Here is an 18,699-nt window from a genome sequence, read left to right on the forward strand (position 1 = left end):
CCTACGAGCCGAAGAAGCCGTCGATGTAGCTCGTCTCCGCGAATGTCTGGCCGACATCGCCCACCGTGATGGTGGAGGCGTCACCGGTCTTGAAACTCGACTTCGAGAACTTCGACAGGTTGTCGCTCGTCACGAGCGGCGGATTGATGACGATGTCCGAGGCCTTGACCCCGTCACCGTCGAGCATGTGCTTGGCCACCTGGACGACGGCCTTGGCCAGTCCGTCGGCCGGGTTGTACAGGCCGACGCCCTTGTAGCTGCTCTGGTTGGCCGCCCAGTACGCCACTCCGCCCTTGGTGAGGCCGTTGTCGGCGACCGGCGCCACGGTGACGTTGGACTTCTGGAAGGCCGAGATGATGCCGGTGGTCATCGGGCCGCCCTCCAGGACGCCGCCGATGGTCCTGGTCGGGTTCGCCGCCAGGTACTGCTGGACCTTGGTCTGCGCGGTGGTGGGCGAGAAGTCGGTGTAGATCGAGTCGTCCAGCGTGATGCCGGAGCACTCCGCCAGCGCGGCCTTGGCACCCTTGAAGGTGTCCGTGTCGATCGGCACGCCCTTGATCCCGTGCACGCCGAGGATCGTGCCCTTGCCGCCCATCGACTTCGCCAGGGCGGCGGCCTGCGCCTCGCCCGCCGCGAAGGCGTTCGGCACGACGTTGACGGTGTTGGCGTCGGCCACGTTGTTCAGCACCGAGATGGACGGGATGCCGGCCTTGGCGGCCTTGTCGACGACCGACTCGAAGCCCGCGGCCAGCGGCTGGTAGATGATCAGGTCGACCTTGTCGGTGATCAACTGGTTGAACTGCGAGATCTGGTTGGTGACCTCGTTGGTGGACACCAGGTCGATGACCTTGTAGCCCTGCGCCTTGAGGTACTTCTGCAGCGCGGTGTTGATCAGCGTCTGGTAGGGGTTCACCAGCTGGGACTCGGAGATGCCGACGGTGATCGTCCCGGACTTCTTGCCCTCCCAGTTCGCCCACGCGCTCTTCTGCACGGTGCCGGAGTAGCCGCTGTACGCCGCGGCGTACTCCGAGCCCAGGGCCTTGATCAGGCCGGCCGTGTCGTTGTACTCCGCCGCCGGGACGGTGCCGCAGGACGAGGAGGACGAGGAGGACGAGTCGGAGCCGGCACTCGTGCTGTCGGAGCTCTTCTTGCTGCAGCCCGCCGCGGTGACGGTGAGCAGGGCCGCGGCACAGAGAGCGCCCGAGATCCGGACGGTGCGGTTGCGGTGCGTCGTGGCGGTGGCCGCGGTCGCTGGTCTTGCGGTCATCGTGGGGACTCTCCTTTGAGCCTGTGCGAGTCGGCGCCGGGTCACGGAGCGAAACGGCCCGACTAAATTGCACGGCAGCGTAAGAAGTGCCCGAAACGACGTACAAGGTCCTCAGTCATCGAGCCTGGGGATGGGTGGTATACCGGCCCCGTCCACGCCGCCCGGCCGCATCGCGGTCGGCCGCAGCTCGACCCGCCCCGGGCCGGGTCCTGTCACGGTGTCGCATGGCACACTCGGACCGGGTCGTCACAGGCGCCGGCATCGGGAGGAAGCACCTTGCTGACATTGGATTTGCACCCGATCTTCCGGAACAACCGCGACATCGAGCTCGCGTTGCGGCAGATCGTCTTCCAGGCGAAACGCACGGGGGAGCCCGTCGTGCAGATCATCCACGGAAAGGGCACCGGGCAGCTCAAGGGGCGCGTCCTCGCGTTCCTCGGCCAGAAGCACATCCGGAAGCTGTACGACCGCGTGGAGATCGACACGGGCAACACCGGCCGGATCCTGGTCCACTTCGCGCCACGCCCCTGAGCCGTCCGCCGGGTCCCGCGGTCCGCACGCCATGCCCAGGACGCAGCTGACACGGCATCAGGGAAGGCCTGGGAACAACGGGAAGGTCGCTTCGCCGGGCCGGAGGGGAGGAGCACGGTGTTCGTCGAGATCGTCTTCGCCGGTCTGCCCATCGACAGCGACGAGGTCGAGGAAGCGCTGGAGGCCGCGTTCGGCCCTGACGGCGAGATCGCGGGTGCGGGGAGCGGGATGGGACGCTGTCATCTCGACCTGGAGATCGAGGAGACCGCCGATCGCGACGTGGCACTGGAGCGGGTTCGCTCCGTGCCGGCCGGGCTCGGCGTGCAGGAGTACGCGTCGTTCGACGTCAGCGGCTGATCACGCGACGAGCAGTGGTCGTCCGCCCCGGCGTGTGTCGGTGTCGTGCCGGCGACGGTGAACTGCCGCTGCAGGCCGACGCGGGTGCCGGCATCATCGGCGAGACCGTCCCCGGGGCGGCCGGATCGGCGTCGGACAAGGTCCGAGCGCACGCTGTGGGCGGCGCCGGGCACGTGCCCGGCGCCGCCGCTCGGCGGGGCGCGGCGCGGCGCTGCCGGGAGGGCAGAGCCCGGTCCTGTCTCCGCCGGCGAGCGCGTCCACGGCTCCGGCTACCGGCCGGCGCCGGGCCCAGGGTGCAGCAGGGAGTCGAGACCGTGGCGGCGGTTGCCCAGCACGCGCCGGGACGTCTCGGCCTCCGCCGCCCCGCTGAACGCTCCGCCGGCGCGGGCGGTGACCGCGGCCTTGGCATCGGCGCCGATCAGGTCCCTGTTGATGGCCGCCGCAGCCTGTGTCCCTGATGCGGCGGCGGCCGGGACACCCGCCAGCAGGTCCGTGACGTTGCCGGCGGCCCATACTCCCTCGACGCCGGTGAATCCGGACTCGTCGGTGACCAGCCGCACGCCCAGCCCCATGGGGTGCTCCGTCACCGGTAGACCCAGCTCGGTCAGGAAGCCGGCCCGCGCCACGAAGCGCGGCGCCACCACCAGCGCGTCCACCGCGACCGACCGGCCCGAGGCCAGACGCACGCCCGACAGCCGGTCCTGACCGTCGACGTCCAGGCCGCGGACCTCACCGTCGACCACCCCGACGCCGAGCGCGGCCAGCTGCTCCCCCTGCTCCGGCGCCGGCTCGCCGCCGGTGTGCAGGAACAACGTCACCTCTGACGTCAACTGCCGGAACAGCAGCGCCTGGTGGAACGCCGCCGGGCCGGTGCCCAACACGCCGACCGCCGCATCGCGCACCTCCCAGCCGTGGCAGTACGGGCAGTGCAGCACGTCGCGCCCCCACCGCCGCGCAAGGCCCGGGACACCGGGGAGCTCATCCACCAGCCCCGTGGTCACCAGAACCCTCCGCGCGATCGCCCGCCTCCCGTCCTCGGCGCCCACCACCAGACGCCCGTCCTCACGGCGGACCCTCTCGACGCGGCCGGGGACGATCCGCCCGCCGTACGAAGAGACCTCCTCCCGCGCCAGCCGGAGCAGCTCCAGCGGCGCGATGCCGTCCCTCGACAGCAGGCCGTGCGCCGCCGAGGCCGGAGCATTGCGCGGCTCACCCGCATCGATCACCAGGACCGACCGACGGACCCGCGCGAGCGTCAGCGCGGCCGACAGACCCGCCACACCACCCCCGACCACCACGACGTCCCACACCCGACCGGCTGCCTCGTCCCACTCCGTCTCGTTCATACCGCGACACTGCGGCCCCTTCTTCGCCGACAGCAAACGTCCATGCCGTTTCGGCAAAAAACGTCAGCGGGCCGAGCCGCAGCGCCGAGGTCGTCACATGCCCTGCTCTTTCGGCGGCCGGCGGTGACGCCCCGGGAGTGCGAGAGGGGAGGCCGGCCGGAACCGCTCGCCCCTTGTGGTCGTCTTGTGCGCTGACTGTGTACGAAGCGGGGGTACGGGGGGACGTTGTGACGCGGAAACTGACGAATGCCGCTCTGCTGGCGGTGGCCATGGCGACGGTGCTCGGGGCCTCGGCCTGCGGCGGGGCAGCCGGTGCGGCCCCCGGAAGCAGCGGCGGGACACGCCCCGCGCATGGTACGACGGAGTCCGAGGCGCCCTCCTCCGGAGGCGGGGTGTCGTCCGAGTCGGCGTCGGCGTCGGCGTCCGGCGGCAGCATGGGGACGCTGTCCGGGGTCGCGCGGACCGCGGCGTCGTCCACCACCAGGAACGTGCCGTGGAACCTGGACATTCTGGACCAGCGGTCGCGGCCGCTGAACGGGAAACTCGCCACCACCGCCACGGGCAAGGGCGTTCACGTCTACGTGATCGACACCGGGATGGACATCGGCCACAAGGAGTTCGGCGGACGCGCCCACCTCGGCGCCGACTTCGTGGGCCCGCAGGACTCCGGCGACTGCTTCAGCGAAGCGGGCGTCGGCCACGGCACGTTCGTCGCGGGCATCATCGGCGGGGCGAAGTACGGGGTGGCGCCCAAGGCGGAGCTCGTACGGGTGCAGGGCGTCCTGTGTGAGAGCGACGGCGGCGGCTCCCCGGCGGCGGCCGAGGCGGCCTTGGTGAAGTCGGTCAAGTGGGTCACCGCGCACGCCCAGAAGCCCGCGGTGGTGAACATGTCGCTCAACCTCGACCACCGGTCGGCGGCCCTGGAGTCCGCCGTGAAGAAGATGGTCGACGCGGGGATCCCGACGGTGGTGTCGGCCGGCAACTTCCACGACGACGCCTGCAAGCACTCCCCGGCCGGCGTCCCCGGCACGATCGTCGTCGCGGCCTCCACCCCGAACGACCGCCCATGGAGCGACGGCGGCTCCTACGGATCGGGGTACGGACGCTGCGTGGACCTGTACGCACCCGGCCAGAAGGTGACCGCCGCCCTCGCCGGCGGAGGTACGACCACGGAGGACGACGGCGCCACCTCCTGGGCCGCGCCGCACGCGACAGGCGTGATCGCCCTGTACCTGTCGGCACACCCCCACGCCACGGCCGACCAGGTCCACGTCTGGCTCGACCACACAGCCACCCGAGGTGTCCTGCGCGGCGTCCGCTCCGACACCCCCAACCGGCTGCTCAACACCGGCGGCCTCTGACCTCGGGCGCAAGAAGGCCCTGTCCGGCCTCGCCGTCAGTACCCGTGGGGAGGCCGGTTGGGGTCGAACTGCTGGACCTTCTTGGCGAGATCGGAACCGTCGACGGCGACCCCGTACCGGCTGCGGACGTACCGCATCGCGGCGGCGATGCATGCCACGGGGTCGTAGATGTTCACCGAGGTACCGGGAGCGTGGCGCTGGGCGAACGTCTGCGGGATGCACTGCACGATGCCGCGGGAGCACTGGAAATGTGTGAGCGCGCCGTTCAGCCTCACGATCGGTTCGTGGAGCCGATAGCCGTCCCCGAAGTCCTTGACCTTGCTGAAACCGGGAGGCGTCCTGGCGTTGGAGTCCCACAGATTACAGGCGTTGGGATTGCCGGACGACTCGCGCGCGACGGCTGTCCGGAAGCCCTTCACCCAGAAGTCGCTCGCCCGGACTCCGGCCACCGTGCTCGCCTGCGCGATCCAGTCCTCCAGCGTGCCCTCGGACGTACACCGGTGGAACGTCACCTGCGTCGGGTGGATCTGCCCCATGACCTCGACGCCGGCGCCATCGGTCGTCCCGCCCGCCGGGAAACCGGCACGCACCCGGAACAGCCCGGCGCGCTGCCCGAGTTCCGTCAGCGACTGTTCTCCGGGTGCCCCGACGGCGTCACCGCCCGAGAGGTGCAGCACCGTACGGCGAAACTCGTCGTAGAGCCCCTGAGTGGCGGTCTCGAAGATCCCGCGCTCATCGGTCACGTCCGTGTGCATGACCCTCCTCAGCCCGTCCTGCACCAGCGCCACATCGGCCTTCGGGCTGGCGTTTCCGCCGGGCTGCTCCCGCTCCTCCTGGGCACTGTGCGTCGAGGCCCAGACCACCTGGTTCAGGCTGACCCAGGGCTGCTCCGCGGCCGGGGACGAACCCGCCCTGACACTGAACAGCTCGGACTGCCTGCCCAGTTCGACCAGTTCCTGAGTGCTGGGAACGCCGTGGCCGTCCGCCTCGGGGTGGCCCAGCTTCTCCATGCGGAACCGTTCGAAGAGCTCCTGTGTCTCCGCCTCGAACACGGAGTGCGGGTCGGCCGGTGCCACGCCCATGACGTGCTCCAACGCGTCCTGCACGAGCGCGACATCGTCCGCCGTGGAGCCGTCGCCGTTTCCCGCGGCCTGCTCCTCGGCCGTGGGGTGGGAGGCCGCCCAGGCGAGCTGTTTCGAGGACACCCACGGCAGCGCCTCTTCGGCCTCTGCCATGGGCGGTGCAACGGACTCACGGGACGAGGCAGCGGCCAAATAGGTGTATCCGGGCTTGTTCCTCAAGCCTGGATCAGCCGTGACGATTCCCTCCGTGAATTGCGGCAGCCCGTATCCGTAGAGATAACTGTCCCGGCGGGCACGCTTTTTCAGGTACACCCCGTCGCCCTCGGACGAACCGTTGGCGTTGGTGTTCCCTTCGATGGTGTAAGCGAAATCCGCGTCGTACTGGTAGACGAGTCCGACGTGAGTGCCTCCCGAGTGACCGAAGAACACCATCGCCCCGATCGCTGGATAGTACGAGAACCTGCCGCGGCTCTTGTACCAGCTGACAGCCGTCGGGCAATAGGCGGTCACAGGTGCCAGACTCTTCATGCCCGCCTGTTGGAAGGCCCAGGACTGAAAGGTCTGACACCATGACTTGTCCTGTGACCACTCCAGTCCGGGAACGGCTGGGGAAAACTTCTGATGGTTGTTGTAGTGGCCGTTCGAGAAGCCCTCGTGGTATCCCACTTCGGTCTTCTCGATGGCGATGAGGGTGTCGGCCTGACCCATTGTGTTCCATCTCCCTTCCCGCGGACTGCGGGCCCAGAGAACGACGGAACACGAACGCGCGCGCGGAGGAACGCGAGAGACACCTACGGGAATTCGGCCACCGGTCACTGGGCTCGCGCGGCCGTTGTGCTCATGCTATAGCCGGTGCTGCGCTGCCGCATCTGCGAAGCATCTCGGAAAGCGTCCAGGACGCCCCCCGGCGTGGACGCGGCAGGCAAGAGCACCGGAACCGCGACCGCCCGCTCGTCCGTTGTGATCGGCCGCTGTATTGCTTGACTTCGCCGAGTGTGCAGATGCACTCTGATAAAGACGCTACGCATGTGCCATGCGTCAGTTGCGAACATCTCCTTCACCGACCCAACTCTCCTGGTTCGGTGCCGCCGTTCTCTCAGGAACACGGCTCAGGGATTTCGTGCCGCCATGCGACGGCGTCCACCCGCAACTCGCAAGGGAGTGAGGAATGCAACTCGTCACTCGTGCTGAGTGGGGGGCCAAACCACCCCGATCGCCCCTCGTGAACATCGCGTCCACTCGCGGTGCGAAGGTCCACTATGAGGGCGCCCCCGTCCCATCCGATCTCGCCAAGCCGGAAAACCATCCCAAGTGCGCCGGCCGAGTTCGGGACATCCAGGCGGCTCATCTGGCGAACCTCAAGGAGAATTACTCCGACATCGCCTACAGCTTCGTGGTCTGTCCGCACGGGAGTGTTTTCGAAGGGCGCGGTCTGCACAAACTGCAAGCCGCGAACGGCAACCACCAGCTCAACCTGAACCACTACTCGGTGTGCGCCATGGTGGGCGACTCCGGCCTCACCCGTCCGACCGACGCTCAACTGGGCGGCATCCGCGACGCGATCGACCTGCTGCGGGCGAAGGGCGGCGCCGGGGCGGAGATCAAAGGCCACCGCGACGGCTTCGCCACCCAATGCCCCGGCGACCCGCTGGAGACATGGGTGAACAACGGCGCTCCACGGCCCGGGGCCACACCTGCCGGTATCAGCGTCAGCCTTTCTCATGTCGTCGCGGCCGCACACACCGACCCGGGTGCCGCCCAGGGCCACACGTCGTTCCCGGCGGATGTCAGACCCGTGGAGGCCGCCCTGGTCGCGGAGGGGCTGCTGGACCCGACGTTCGGCAGTGACGGATCCTTCGGGGCCCACACCGTCGACGCCTACGCGGCTTTCCAGCGTCGCGAGGGGTTCACCGGAGCGAACGCCGACGGCATCCCGGGCGAGTCCACCCTCACAGCGCTCGGCAGCCGGCACGGGTTCACCGTCGCCGCCTGACTCCGAGACAACGGGCTCATCCCCCAGGGGGCCGACATACAGCCCATCTCGCGGACCGTGCGCATACGACAACAGAGCTGGCCGGCTGATGGTCGGCCAGCTCGTTGTGTCAGTAGGCCAGTTCGTCGTATCACCGGTCTTCGTCTTCGTCCTGGCCTCGGCGTGCACCACGCCTTCCGCGGCCGTCAGTGCGTTCTCGGAAAACTCGGTTGATCCAGATCCTGACGTAGGAATACTTGCTGTCGTCACAGTTGATCCGGTCTGCTTCCGGCGTTGCGCATGGGACTGGTGGGAGGGCCTGCGGGAATGACCATGCACGATGACCAAGTGGACGTGACCACTGACATCGTTGCGACCCTGATCCAGGAACAGTTCCCTCAGTGGAGCGGCAAGGCGATCCGGCTCCTGTCGTCGACCGGGACGGTCCACGCCATCTTCCGTATCGGGAACGACCTCTCCGCGCGCTTCCCACTGCGTCTGGCCGATGCTGCCGAGGTACTGGCGGTTCTGGAACGGGAAGCCCGGGCGAGCGCGGAGCTGGCACAGGTGTCCCGGTTCCCCGCCCCGGAACCCGTCGCCCTGGGAAAGCCTGGACCGGGTTACCCCATGCCGTGGTCGGTCCAGACATGGCTGCCGGGAACGGTCGCCTTTGATGCCGACCCGAGTGGCTCGGACGCCTTTGCCGAGGACCTCGCGGCCTTCATCGCAGCCCTACGGGACGCCGAGACCGGCGGACGGCTTTTCAGCGGCGAAAATCGTGGCGGTGTTCTCGCCCACCACGACGAATGGATGGCGAAGTGCTTCGAGGAGAGTGAGGAGCTGCTCGACGTGCTCGACGTGTCCCGGCTGCGCCGGGTGTGGAGCCGCTTTCGGGAGTTGCCACGCACGGGTGCCGACGTGATGAGCCATGGTGACCTGATTCCCGGCAATGTGCTCGTCGCGGGAGACCGCCTCGGCGGGGTACTCGACACCGGCGGCTTCGGCCCGGCCGACCCCGCGCTGGATCTGGTCGGCGCCTGGCACCTGTTGGAGTCGGGCCCGCGGGAAGTGCTCCGGCGGACACTGGGCTGTGACGATCTGGAGTGGGAGCGCGGCAAGGCATGGGCGTTCGAACAGTCGATGGGTGTCGTCTGGTACTACGCCGAGAGCAATCCGACGATGAGCGGAATGGGACGCCGGACACTCGACCGCATTCTGGAGTCGATGGAGTGATGTCGCCCCACCCGCGACTCTGCGCGGGACTGCTTCGCAGTCCGGTGCAGTGGTACGACGGCGATATGGGCGAGAGACCGCCTCGACGGGCTCTGGTGCGACAGGGATTTCCCAGGACGACCGCGCCGACCGACTGCCGTGCACGATGCCGTCGGACACGACACCGCCGGGCAGCGGGACGCGGTCAGCCGCCTCAACGCACGTGAAAACCCGGCGACTTCGGCGATCGTCCCCGGGATACTGGTCGCCCATGGATGAGGTCGAAGTCGTCGTCGCCCATTCCGAGCGTGCGACGCTGCGCGTCGGCGACGTGTTCCTGAAGGTGGACGTCGATCAGGCGCGCGTCGACGTCGAGGTCGAGGCGATGGCCCTCGCGCCGGTCCCGACCCCGGAGGTCCTGTGGCGCAAGCCGCCCGTGCTCGCGATCGCCGCACTCCCGGGGACGACGCTCGGCAGCCTCGGCGGGCCGTCGACCGGGTCGCCGGCGGCATGGGCCGCGGCGGGCGCCGCCATCCGTAGGCTGCACGACGCGCCGCTGCCGCCCTGGCCCGGCCGGGGCCACGACGAGCTGGCGGCGGAGCTCGACGACGAGTGCGAGTTGCTCGTGACGAACGGCGTCCTGCCGGCCGACCTGGTCACCCGCAACCGTCAGGTCGCCGAGGCCGCGCTGCGGCCGTGGACTCCGGCGTTCACGCACGGCGACCTGCAGATCGCACACGTCTTCGTCGACGGCGACGAGGTCACGGGCATCATCGACTGGTCCGAGGCGAGCCGGGGCGATGCCCTGTACGACCTCGCCACCTTCACGCTCGGCCACGAGGAGCACCTGGACGACGTCATCGCCGGCTACGGCACCGACGTCGACCTCGACGTGATCCGCGCGTGGTGGTCGTTGCGAAGCCTGCTGGTGGTTCGCTGGCTGACCGAGCACGGCTTCGACCCCTCCGCGCCGGGCTGTGAGGTCGACGTGCTGAGATCCCGGATGTGAGGCTGCACGGGCCGGACCGCCACGTATGCGTTCCGACGGATCGAGCAGGCCATCCCCACGCCGATCGCCGACTTCCCGGCCGCCAGGTCGGCGCCGTGCTCGCCGCCGTGCGGGATGCGCGCGTTCCTGCCCATGCAGTCCCGGCGCCCCGCCCGGTCCGCGCCCTGATCCCTGGTGAGTGCCCGCCGGCCGCGGTATGGCGGCTGTGGGCGGGTTCGACCTCGTACGCGAAGGCGGAAGACGTGCTGATGCGGCTGCTGCGCGAGCTGGACACCTGATCGGCAGCGTCGGCCGCCACCGTCCCGATGTGTTCGCACGGCCTCGGTGCGACCGAGGTGCGACCGAGGTGCGGGCGAGGCCCTGTGGGGGCAGTGCGGATCCTCGACCACTGTGGCGGCTTGGTCATCTGATGTTAGAGGTCCTGCTGATCCATTGGGCCAGCGTGAGCCTACCGGCGAGGGTCGTGCGGGTCGGCCTGTGCCGACGGGGCGGCACGTGGCTGTGCTCGGCCCGGCCGTCCGGGTGCGCGTGCTGGCGCCCTCGGGTGCCGCAGGCCAGGGAGTCGCGGAGGAGGGACAGGTGCGGAGGTACGGCTGCAAGGCAGTCATGCCCGTACGGGGCCGGCACCGCTCCCTGCTTGTCGGCGGTGAAGGACAGATCGTCGACGGCCGTCCTGTCGTAGTCCGTGGTCGGGCTCTGGGTTTCGATCATGGTGAGACCTCCGTTCGTCATCTCACCTTCGCCCAGGAAGGGCCCCTCGCGCGTCGTCCTCCCGCAGTGATTCCCGGCTACCACGGCCGCGGTATCCGGCACGCCTGCCTACCGCCGGGAAAGCCATGGGCATACCGAGGCGCACAGCGGGCCGACGACTATGCGGACACCTGCGATTCCGGTTCGGTGCCCGGACTGACCAGTCCGCACTGGTAGGCGATGACCACAAGCTGCGCCCGGTCGCGGGCCGCCAGTTTGGTCATGGCCCGGTTGACGTGGGTCTTGGCGGTCAGCGGACTGACGAACAAACGTTCGGCCATCTCGTCGTTCGACAGGCCCAGTGCGACGAGCCCCACGACATCGCGTTCCCGCCCCGTCAGGCACTCCAGCCGCTCGTGCACCCCCGCCGGGCATGGTTCCGGCTGCGACAGGAAGCGTTTGATCAGCGCGCGGGTGGCCGTCGGCGAGAGCAGAGCCTCGCCGGCGGCGATCGTGCGCACGGCCTCGATCAGCTCCTCGGGGCGCGCACCCTTCCCGAGAAAACCGCTCGCGCCCGCGCGCAGCGCCTCGGCAACGTGCTCGTCGTCCTCGAACGTGGTCAGGATGAGGACCCTCACGGCCGCGAGGTCTTCGGACTCGCTGATGAGCCGGGTGGCGTCGAGGCCGTCCATCTCCGGCATGCGGATGTCCATCAGGATGACGTCCGGGTGCCGGTCACGCGCCAGTTCCACCGCTTCCAGCCCGTTGGATGCCTCACCCACCGTCTCCATGTCGTCCGTGGAATCGAACAGCATCTTGAAAGTGCCCCGCAGCAGGGCCTGGTCATCGGCAATCAGCACGCGAATCGTCATGCCCGTCTCTCCTGGGTGGTTCGCCGAACATCTGGCAGGGGCGCAACGGCAGGTCGGCCGTCACGGTGAAGCCGCCCTCCGGGCGCAATCCGGCGTGCAGCCGGCCCCCGACGGTGGCCGCCCGCTCCCGCATCCCGATCAGACCGTGCCCCGTGCCCTCAGGAGAGGGATGTCCTCCGGTTCCCCCGTCGTCCTCAAGGGTGATCGTCAGCCGCTCAGGGTGGTAGTGCAGGATCAGTCGGGCGCGGTCGGCCCCGGCGTGCTTGCGGACGTTGGTCAGGGCTTCCTGCACGATGCGGTACGCGGCCAGATCGACCGCCGGAGCCAGTGGTGCGGCGATGCCGCGCCGGGTGTGGCTGACGGCCAGGCCGGTGCGTTCGAAGGAGGCCAGCAGCGCCGGTATCTGAGCAAGGCCCGGCACTGGATCCCGCGAGGCCACCGGATCGCCGGACTGCCGAAGCAGCCCCACGGTCACCCGTAGTTCGTCGAGCGCGGACCGGCTGGTGTCTCGGATGTCCTCCAAGGCGGCCAGGATCTGTTCCGGCCGCCGTTCCGCCAGATGCGCGGCCACGCCCGCCTGAGCGTTGATCAGGGCGATGTGATGCGCGACCACGTCGTGCAACTCGCGTGCGATCCGGACTCGTTCGGCCGCCACCCGCTGCTGCGCCTCCTGTTCGCGCGTGCGTTCCGCGTGTTCCGCACGTTCCTCCACGGCTGCCACGTAGGCGCGGCGTGAGCGCACCCCGTCTCCGACGGCGGCGGGCAGCGCCGTCCACGCCAGCATCGCCGCGTTGTCGGGGTCCAGCCACGAGTGCGGGGCGCGCGCAATGGCAGCGCCGACCAGAACGGCAGCCGAGGCGGAGGCAGCGGCCCAGGCCGTACGCCGGTCGGTCAGCGCGGCCACGGCGTACACGGACACCAGAACCGGGCTGATCACCAACGGACTCTCCCGGAACCCAAGCACCAGAAAGCCCAGCCCGCAGCCGACTGCGGTGGCCAGTACGCCGAAAGGATGGCGACGTCGCCAAGCCAGGGCGGAGCAGCCGACGCCGGCCAGCACCACAGCAGGCCACCACAGAGAGAACTCGTGTTCGTCCGGATCGATCGAAGCAGCCACGACGGACAGCACGAACAGGACAGCCAGGCCCAGTGCCTCCCGCACACTGACACCGGCCGACACTCCGTGCCTGCAGCCGTTGATCACCGCCATGCCACCACCGTAGGGTCGGCAGCCGGATCGAGCATCGTGGCAGCCGGTCCTCGACTCCGCGGTCGCTCAACGTGGCCTCCCGCCGGTTCGTGTGCTTCCTCGCGGGCTTCGGCGAGCAGGTGCTCCGCGAGGTGTCGTGCCGGGGCGGCGCTGTGTGCGGTGAGCAAGTCCGGTGCCGGCCGTACGGTGATGACACCCTGGACGCGGACCAGCGCCGCCAGAGCGGTGGCCGCCGGAGAGGGGTCGTCCGCGGTGAGCGCGAGCTCCCTCAGCGGCTCGGGCCGGCCGCACCCGTTGTCGCCGGGCAGCCACCGCGCCGACAACCGGGTCGGCCGGCCCGAGCCGGTCTCGTGCGGCCTCGCGGCTCATTGCCGAACCGTCGGCCCCCACGGAACGCGGTTCGCGCGTCCGGCCCGCCACCAGCGGGGTGCCACATCACTGGGCGTTCCAACCTGCGAACGTGAATTCACCTGCCGTTGCTCTCGAGAGCGTTCACCACCCGAGCGCGTCCTCGTCGGCTCGCGCGTCCCAGGCCGGCGTGACCGGGCGCGCTTCGTGGCAGGTGAAGCCGAGTCGGGTCAGGGCCCGGCGGATCTCACCCGTGGTGAAGTCCCGGCGGTTCCGCTTGGTGATCACTTCCCCGACCTGCATCACGGGGTACACGCGGCGGCCGATGGTCACGGACACGCCGGTGACGGGCTCGGGTGTGATGCCGCTCATGGACTGTTCGACCTCACTCTTGATCAGGTCGAAGGGGAATCCGGCGATGACACAGCGCAGGGCTGCCTCCACAGGAGTGGGGAAGAACACCGGAGAAGCCGACGGCTCGACGGCGGCCGGACGACGGTCAGGGCGTGAGAGCGAGAACGCCCAGGGCGTAGCCGTGTTCGCCGATCACGGGGGACACGACCAGCGCCCGGACCCGCATGGCGGCCTCCGCGTCGCCGAGTACGGATGCGGACGAGGTGAACGGTCCGCGGTCGAGCGGGATGTCCCGCAGCCGCGTCCGGGCGCCGTACCATGAGCCGCCGCGGTGCGCTCCTCCCACGGCCGCCGGCCCGGCTCCTGCGATGCCGGCCGACGGATTCCCTGCCCTCGGGGCGTCCTTCGACCGGTGCGGCGAGGACGACGGGCACGCCGGAGGGGGTCCGGGCGCCGGTGATGCGCTGCAGCTCGGCCTCGTGCTCCGGTCCGCACCGTGCCGTGCACCCGGACACCGAGGATTCGCCACCAGTCCCGGGGCAGGCCGGAGAGGAGCTGCGGGAGTTCTGCCGGGAGACCGGAGGCGCGCGGCCACCATGCGGGCGCGCGGGCGGACGCCGGACTCCCCGGGCCCGGTGCTGCCGACCCAGTCGCATCCAGGCCGAGGCCACTGAGTCGCTGTCTACGTCCGGTGCAGGTGATGGCTTCGCCGCAGAGTGCAGCTGACCAGCGGGACGAAAGGCGTACCCGGTCATTCAGCGCCCGCGGACTCCGAAGCGGGCCCGCCCTGCGGGCGGAACCATCCGTGGTCGGACAAGGAACCGGGTTGAGGTCACAGCAATCGGTCGACCAGCCCGTCGATGTAGTCCGGGGTGAGCGGGACCATGCCGAACAAGACGCGGATGTACATCGGGGCCAGGATGTGGTCCAGCACGTCGAACACGCCGGGTGCGTGCTCGCCACGGTCGCGGGCGCGATCGAGCATGGACTGCAGTTGCCGGGTGCGTTCGGCGCGAAGGTCGGCACCAGCCTGCAGGCCCTGCTGACCGCTGCTCGACAGGGCGACGGCCAGGTGCAGCACCGCCGGTCCGTCGGGTCCGGTGATCTCACGGGCCACTTGGGCCGCGTAAGTGCGCAGGTCGCCGGCCAGGCTCCCGGTGTCGGGCATCGGCGACTGCGCGTTGAGGCGGGTGAGTGCCACGTCGGTGAGCAGGGTTTCCAGGTTGCCCCACCGGCGGTAGATGCTGCTGTCGGCTACGCCTGCGCGGGCTGCGACCTCGCCGACGGTGAAGTTGCCGTAGCCGCGCTCGCTGATCAACTCGGTGACTGCCTGGTGCACCTGCACGCCGACGCGGGCGCTGCGCCCGCCGGGCCGCCGGGCTCGCTGTTTCTCGCTCACGCCCCCACATTAACGCAGCCGAGACTTGCGTTTACGGCACAGGCCCTCCTACAGTCACCTAACGCAGTCAACGACTGCATTAGGGCGCTCGGTGTATCGCCACCTGTGTCGACCGTGGCCGGGCGCAACCAACGATTGAGGGGGACCCATGGCTGCAGCGCATGCGACCGTAGGCAGCCGATCAAGCCGGACCGTGCTGCTCACGGTGACCTGCCTGGGCCAGTTCATGGTCCTGCTCGACAACACGATTGTTGGCGCGGCGCTGCCCGATATGCAGCACCGGCTGCACACTCAGTTGACCGGCCTGCAGTGGATCGTCGACGCGTACGTACTGCTCGTCGCCATGCTGCTGCTGTCCGGCGGTGTCTTCGCCGACCGGTTCGGCCGCAAGCGGGTGTACCTGACCGGCGTGGCGGTGTTCACCGCCGCGTCGGTGGTGTGCGCCCTCGCGCCCTCGCTCGGCTGGCTGATCGTCGGCCGGGTGCTGCAGGGCATCGGGGCCGCGGCACTGAGCCCTGCCTCGCTCGCCCTGCTCGCCGCCGCCCATCCCGTGCCGCAAGAACGTGTCAAGGCGATCGGGCTGTGGGCCGGATTCAGCGGAATCGGTCTGGCCGCAGGCCCCGTGGCCGGCGGTGTGCTGACAGACGCCTTCGGCTGGCCCGCCATCTTCCTGGTCAATCTGCCCATCGGCGTGGTCCTTCTGCTGGTCGGTCTGCGCAGCCTCGAAGAGACCCGCAATCCGGGCGCCCCCGCGATCGACATCCCGGGCACGGTGCTGTCCGTCCTGGGGGTGGGAGCGCTGGCCTACGGGCTGATCGAGGGTGGTGCCCGCGGCTGGACGTCGCCGGTGATCCTGGGCAGCTTCGCCGCCGCGGTGATCCTCCTCGCCGCCTTCGCCGCCGTCGAAGCGCGTCGTTCCATTCCGATGCTGCCGTTGCGGCTGTTCCGGCAGCGCCTGTTCACCGTGTCCAACACCGCCATGACCGTGGTGGGGTTCGCGCTCATGGGTTCGTCGTTCTTCTTCTCCCAGTTCTTCGTGTACGTTCAGGGCAGCTCGATCCTCCGCGCCGGCCTGCAGACCCTGCCGGTGTCCCTCGCCATGGTGATCGTCAGCCCGTACGCGGCTCGGCTCGCCGCCCGGTACGGCTTCCGCGTCGTGGTTACCACCGGCCTGGCCCTGGCCGGCCTGGGACTGCTGGCGCTCGGCATGGTGCACGCCGACACCGGCTACGCGAATGTGTGGTGGCGGCTGGGAGTTGTCGGCATCGGCTTCGCCCTCACCATGTCCCCACTGACGGGAGCCGCCATCCAGGCGGTCAGCCAGCAGGAAGGCGGCCTAGCGTCAGGCATCAGCAGCACCACCCGGCAGATCGGCGCGGTGCTCGGCGTGGCGGTACTCGGAGCCGTCGTCCGCTCCCGGCAATCCGGCGGCGCCTCCTTCGGGACCGGCCTCGACAGCGCCTTCGTCGCCTCCGGCACCGTCACTCTGGCCACCGCCGTGTTCACCGGTCTGTGGCTGGCGAGGTCCAAGCCCGCGGAAGGCTCCGCTGCGCCGCGACGTTCCACTGATCCAGGTGCGGGCACCACCTCGAACGAGGCTTCTGTGAACAGCCGTTGACCATGACAACCTCCTTGGCCGGGAGAAGCGGCTGCGCGCCGAAGCGTCGACACCACCATGCCGCTGCCGAGGACCCCTGGACGAACGCTGAGCCGCTGAACGCCACCGCCTTGTACCTGGCGGCGCTTGTGACTGCAAGAACAACTCCGGCACGAGCGGGGCTACGACTGGAACTGGCGGCCGGTCACGGCCTCGCTCGCACCGTCTGCGCACTCTGCCCCGTCCCTGGCCACAGGATCCGCGTACGTATGGGTCCAACACGCTGCACTTGAGAGGGAACACCCTTCTGAGGACGACGTCATCGGTTCCTTGCCGGGCGGTGCTCGGCGCTCTCATCGGCGAAGACGCAGAGCCGGCTGATGCCGTCGCGACAGCTGTCCGGCGTGCCGTGGTGCTCCTTGCGGGGCTGTCCGTCGATCCACTGATGCCAGAGGCCGTCCGCGGTCAGGAATCGGGCTGCTTGATCGGCACGGAGCTTGGCGTCGAGGTGGAGGAGCGCGCCCAAGGCGGCCGGCTGGTCGTAGGAGAGTTCGGGGCGTCGCAGGTAGCGATCGAGGTAGGCAGCCAGCAGTTCCGCGTCGGCGGGAGTCGCGAACGTGGCGAAGGTGACGCAGTAGGCCGAGCCTGCGAAGCAGACCTCGCTGGCAAGCAGCATTTCGCCGAGACGTTCGCGGAACTCAGTTCTGCGGGCGACGGCGATGAGCCAGGCTGCGGTTTTGCGTTCGCGCCACCCGCCTTCCAGCAGGATGGTCAGATCGCGGGGCGTGATATCGCCGGCGGCCTCGCCGAGCTCTCGTCTGAACTCGGTGCGTTCAGGCTCGGTCATGCGCATGAGAGGGCCGCCGAGTTTGAGGTATCGCCTGTCGGGCGTGACGTAGCGGTGGACAAGGGCGAGCAGCTCGGGGTCCTCGTCGGCGTAACGCATGGCCGCATCCTGACCTGGGCGAAGCCGTTCGACCAGTTCTTTCTCAGTCGCACTGGTCAGTCGGCCGACCCGCCGTGTGGTTCGCCGAGGTCGTCGAGGAGGCTGGTGCTGCGGTCGGTGACGCGCTGGTGGCGATCGATCTCCCGCAGCGGTGCCCGGGGGCGGCGCAGGAACGCCTGGCCGAGCAGCCGACCTGCCGCAGGAAGGCACTCCCCGGTGCGAAATACTCTCCCGATGAGTTCACGCACTTCCCCGATCAGTCAGCCGATCACGATACGGAGGGCCGTCGCGCGGGATGCCAAACGGCTCACGCGGATCGTGCGTGGTTCAGGTGCCTACGAGGGTAAGTACGCAGCCGCAGCCGAGGGCTACCGGGTCGGTCCTGATTACATCGAGACCCACCGCGCCTTCGTGGCCGTCGGCGCCGACGAGCATGGAGGACGGGTCCTCGGGTTCTACTCGCTCGTCCTCGCTCCACCGGAGCTCGACCTGCTGTTCGTCGTCGGCGAAGCGCAAGGACGGGGTATCGGACGGCTGCTCGTGACGCACATGCAGTCCGAGGCCCGTGCCGCCGGGCTCGACCGTGTCAAGGTCGTGTCGCATCCTCCCGCCGAGGACTTCTACCACCGCGTGGGTGCGGTGCGGATCGGGACCGCGTTCGCGAACCCGCCGGCCGTGCAGTGGGACCGTCCCGAACTCGAGTTCCGTATTCCTCCGGAATGACGCGGTGTGCCGGTTGGCAGGGAACCGGCTTCGCCTGCATGGTGGCCGGCATTCAGTGCCGCTGAACGCCGCGCGCTCCGTGTGCGCCGTCGCCTCTGCCCTGACGGGGGGATCGCCTGCGTCAGCGGCCTCTCCCGGCGGCTCCCTCACCTCCGGCACTGTCAGGGCGATCGAAACTGAACCGTTCCGGGTTCGATAGGGACTCGATCATTTGAGAGGATCGAGTCATGGCACGCCCTTCCCCTTACCCCCTTGAGCTGCGTAAACGAGCGGTCCGCATGGTCGCCGAGGTGCGGCCCGAGTACGACACCGAGTGGTCCGCGATGAAGGCGGTCGCCGCCAAGCCGGGGATCGGGACGACCGAGACGCTACGCAAGTGGGTCCGCCAGGACCAGATCGACAACGGAGCCCGGCCGGGGACAA

20 protein-coding genes and 1 pseudogene are annotated in these 18,699 nt (G+C 69.4%); 10 read left to right on the forward strand and 11 right to left on the reverse strand.

The window, feature by feature from the left end; translation table 11 throughout:
- Position 1: 1 nt before the first annotated feature.
- Entirely contained in the window at positions 2-1,267 is a 1,266-nt protein-coding gene (locus ACIRR9_RS40170) for a substrate-binding domain-containing protein (protein WP_403762810.1), read from the reverse strand.
- A gap of 276 nt (positions 1,268-1,543) precedes the next feature.
- Between ACIRR9_RS40170 and ACIRR9_RS40175 the strand changes: the two genes are divergently transcribed.
- On the forward strand, positions 1,544-1,798 hold the full coding sequence (locus tag ACIRR9_RS40175) for a Smr/MutS family protein (protein WP_403762813.1): 255 nt from the start codon (positions 1,544-1,546) through the stop codon (positions 1,796-1,798).
- A 117-nt stretch (positions 1,799-1,915) separates the two neighbouring features.
- Complete coding sequence (locus ACIRR9_RS40180; protein ID WP_403762816.1) at positions 1,916-2,155, forward strand: hypothetical protein; 240 nt, start codon at positions 1,916-1,918, stop codon at positions 2,153-2,155.
- 269 nt (positions 2,156-2,424) lie between these two features.
- On the opposite strand, the gene ACIRR9_RS40185 is transcribed toward ACIRR9_RS40180, so the two are convergent.
- Complete coding sequence (locus ACIRR9_RS40185) at positions 2,425-3,501, reverse strand: NAD(P)/FAD-dependent oxidoreductase (protein WP_403762819.1); 1,077 nt, start codon at positions 3,499-3,501, stop codon at positions 2,425-2,427.
- Positions 3,502-3,728: 227 nt separating this feature from the next.
- On the opposite strand from ACIRR9_RS40185, the gene ACIRR9_RS40190 reads away from it, so the two are divergent.
- Entirely contained in the window at positions 3,729-4,862 is a 1,134-nt protein-coding gene (locus tag ACIRR9_RS40190; RefSeq protein ID WP_403762822.1) for a S8 family peptidase, read from the forward strand.
- Positions 4,863-4,897: 35 nt separating this feature from the next.
- Here ACIRR9_RS40190 and ACIRR9_RS40195 read toward each other — a convergent pair whose 3' ends face one another.
- Positions 4,898-6,097 (reverse strand): hypothetical protein, encoded by a 1,200-nt coding sequence (locus ACIRR9_RS40195; RefSeq protein WP_403762825.1) that lies wholly within the window; start codon positions 6,095-6,097, stop codon positions 4,898-4,900.
- A 1,069-nt stretch (positions 6,098-7,166) separates the two neighbouring features.
- Here ACIRR9_RS40195 and ACIRR9_RS40200 point away from each other — a divergent pair.
- From ACIRR9_RS40200 to ACIRR9_RS40215, 4 genes are all read left to right on the forward strand, one after another.
- On the forward strand, positions 7,167-7,937 hold the full coding sequence (locus ACIRR9_RS40200) for an N-acetylmuramoyl-L-alanine amidase (protein WP_403762828.1): 771 nt from the start codon (positions 7,167-7,169) through the stop codon (positions 7,935-7,937).
- A 306-nt stretch (positions 7,938-8,243) separates the two neighbouring features.
- Positions 8,244-9,149, forward strand: coding sequence for an aminoglycoside phosphotransferase family protein (locus tag ACIRR9_RS40205; RefSeq protein WP_403762864.1), 906 nt, complete (start codon positions 8,244-8,246; stop codon positions 9,147-9,149).
- 250 nt (positions 9,150-9,399) lie between these two features.
- The gene (locus ACIRR9_RS40210) at positions 9,400-10,137 is read left to right on the forward strand and encodes a phosphotransferase family protein (RefSeq protein ID WP_384562974.1); all 738 of its coding nucleotides are present in this window, start codon (positions 9,400-9,402) and stop codon (positions 10,135-10,137) included.
- 95 nt (positions 10,138-10,232) lie between these two features.
- Complete coding sequence (locus ACIRR9_RS40215; RefSeq protein WP_403762830.1) at positions 10,233-10,415, forward strand: hypothetical protein; 183 nt, start codon at positions 10,233-10,235, stop codon at positions 10,413-10,415.
- Positions 10,416-10,539: 124 nt separating this feature from the next.
- On the opposite strand, the gene ACIRR9_RS40220 is transcribed toward ACIRR9_RS40215, so the two are convergent.
- The 6 genes from ACIRR9_RS40220 to ACIRR9_RS40245 all read right to left on the reverse strand — a co-directional run bounded on the left by ACIRR9_RS40220 (position 10,540) and on the right by ACIRR9_RS40245 (position 15,010).
- On the reverse strand, positions 10,540-10,848 hold the full coding sequence (locus ACIRR9_RS40220; RefSeq protein WP_403762833.1) for a hypothetical protein: 309 nt from the start codon (positions 10,846-10,848) through the stop codon (positions 10,540-10,542).
- Positions 10,849-11,006: 158 nt separating this feature from the next.
- Entirely contained in the window at positions 11,007-11,699 is a 693-nt protein-coding gene (locus ACIRR9_RS40225) for a response regulator (protein WP_384562971.1), read from the reverse strand.
- The gene (locus tag ACIRR9_RS40230; RefSeq protein ID WP_403762836.1) at positions 11,671-12,909 is read right to left on the reverse strand and encodes a sensor histidine kinase; all 1,239 of its coding nucleotides are present in this window, start codon (positions 12,907-12,909) and stop codon (positions 11,671-11,673) included. The genes ACIRR9_RS40225 and ACIRR9_RS40230 overlap by 29 nt, the downstream gene beginning before the upstream one ends.
- A gap of 492 nt (positions 12,910-13,401) precedes the next feature.
- The gene (locus tag ACIRR9_RS40235) at positions 13,402-13,689 is read right to left on the reverse strand and encodes an SCO5918 family protein (protein WP_403762867.1); all 288 of its coding nucleotides are present in this window, start codon (positions 13,687-13,689) and stop codon (positions 13,402-13,404) included.
- 67 nt (positions 13,690-13,756) lie between these two features.
- Entirely contained in the window at positions 13,757-13,957 is a 201-nt protein-coding gene (locus ACIRR9_RS40240) for a hypothetical protein (protein WP_403762839.1), read from the reverse strand.
- A 486-nt stretch (positions 13,958-14,443) separates the two neighbouring features.
- Positions 14,444-15,010, reverse strand: coding sequence for a TetR/AcrR family transcriptional regulator (locus tag ACIRR9_RS40245; protein ID WP_384562955.1), 567 nt, complete (start codon positions 15,008-15,010; stop codon positions 14,444-14,446).
- A 148-nt stretch (positions 15,011-15,158) separates the two neighbouring features.
- On the opposite strand from ACIRR9_RS40245, the gene ACIRR9_RS40250 reads away from it, so the two are divergent.
- Positions 15,159-16,628, forward strand: coding sequence for an MFS transporter (locus ACIRR9_RS40250; RefSeq protein ID WP_403762842.1), 1,470 nt, complete (start codon positions 15,159-15,161; stop codon positions 16,626-16,628).
- 298 nt (positions 16,629-16,926) lie between these two features.
- Here the strand turns inward: ACIRR9_RS40250 and ACIRR9_RS40255 are convergent, their stop codons facing one another.
- Together ACIRR9_RS40255 and ACIRR9_RS40260 are read right to left on the reverse strand one after the other, a co-directional pair.
- Positions 16,927-17,553 (reverse strand): DUF6000 family protein, encoded by a 627-nt coding sequence (locus ACIRR9_RS40255; RefSeq protein ID WP_403762845.1) that lies wholly within the window; start codon positions 17,551-17,553, stop codon positions 16,927-16,929.
- A gap of 56 nt (positions 17,554-17,609) precedes the next feature.
- Positions 17,610-17,801: a hypothetical protein gene (locus ACIRR9_RS40260; RefSeq protein WP_403762872.1), complete on the reverse strand. Its 192-nt coding sequence runs from the start codon at positions 17,799-17,801 to the stop codon at positions 17,610-17,612.
- On the opposite strand from ACIRR9_RS40260, the gene ACIRR9_RS40265 reads away from it, so the two are divergent.
- Together ACIRR9_RS40265 and ACIRR9_RS40270 are read left to right on the forward strand one after the other, a co-directional pair.
- On the forward strand, positions 17,788-18,276 hold the full coding sequence (locus tag ACIRR9_RS40265; protein WP_403762848.1) for a GNAT family N-acetyltransferase: 489 nt from the start codon (positions 17,788-17,790) through the stop codon (positions 18,274-18,276). The two genes, ACIRR9_RS40260 and ACIRR9_RS40265, sit on opposite strands and share 14 nt — an antisense overlap.
- Before the next feature lie 227 nt (positions 18,277-18,503).
- Positions 18,504-18,699 (forward strand): annotated as a pseudogene (locus tag ACIRR9_RS40270) (IS3 family transposase); the annotation flags it as partial.

Origin of the sequence: Streptomyces sp. NPDC101234, from assembly GCF_044767525.1 — a bacterium.
In the GTDB taxonomy this organism is placed as follows: domain Bacteria; phylum Actinomycetota; class Actinomycetes; order Streptomycetales; family Streptomycetaceae; genus Streptomyces; species Streptomyces sasae.

Bases quoted from the DNA above. Each gene is read 5' to 3' on its own strand.
- ACIRR9_RS40170 (WP_403762810.1), bottom strand. From the start codon at position 1,267: ATGACCGCAAGACCAGCGACCGCGGCCACCGCCACGACGCACCGCAAC.
- ACIRR9_RS40210 (WP_384562974.1), top strand. From the start codon at position 9,400: ATGGATGAGGTCGAAGTCGTCGTCGCCCATTCCGAGCGTGCGACGCTG.
- ACIRR9_RS40265 (WP_403762848.1), top strand. From the start codon at position 17,788: ATGAGTTCACGCACTTCCCCGATCAGTCAGCCGATCACGATACGGAGG.
- ACIRR9_RS40195 (WP_403762825.1), bottom strand. From the start codon at position 6,097: ATGGCAGAGGCCGAAGAGGCGCTGCCGTGGGTGTCCTCGAAACAGCTC.
- ACIRR9_RS40225 (WP_384562971.1), bottom strand. From the start codon at position 11,699: ATGACGATTCGCGTGCTGATTGCCGATGACCAGGCCCTGCTGCGGGGC.
- ACIRR9_RS40250 (WP_403762842.1), top strand. From the start codon at position 15,159: ATGGCTGCAGCGCATGCGACCGTAGGCAGCCGATCAAGCCGGACCGTG.
- ACIRR9_RS40255 (WP_403762845.1), bottom strand. From the start codon at position 17,553: ATGCGTTACGCCGACGAGGACCCCGAGCTGCTCGCCCTTGTCCACCGC.
- ACIRR9_RS40220 (WP_403762833.1), bottom strand. From the start codon at position 10,848: ATGATCGAAACCCAGAGCCCGACCACGGACTACGACAGGACGGCCGTC.
- ACIRR9_RS40205 (WP_403762864.1), top strand. From the start codon at position 8,244: ATGACCATGCACGATGACCAAGTGGACGTGACCACTGACATCGTTGCG.
- ACIRR9_RS40185 (WP_403762819.1), bottom strand. From the start codon at position 3,501: ATGAACGAGACGGAGTGGGACGAGGCAGCCGGTCGGGTGTGGGACGTC.
- ACIRR9_RS40230 (WP_403762836.1), bottom strand. From the start codon at position 12,909: ATGGCGGTGATCAACGGCTGCAGGCACGGAGTGTCGGCCGGTGTCAGT.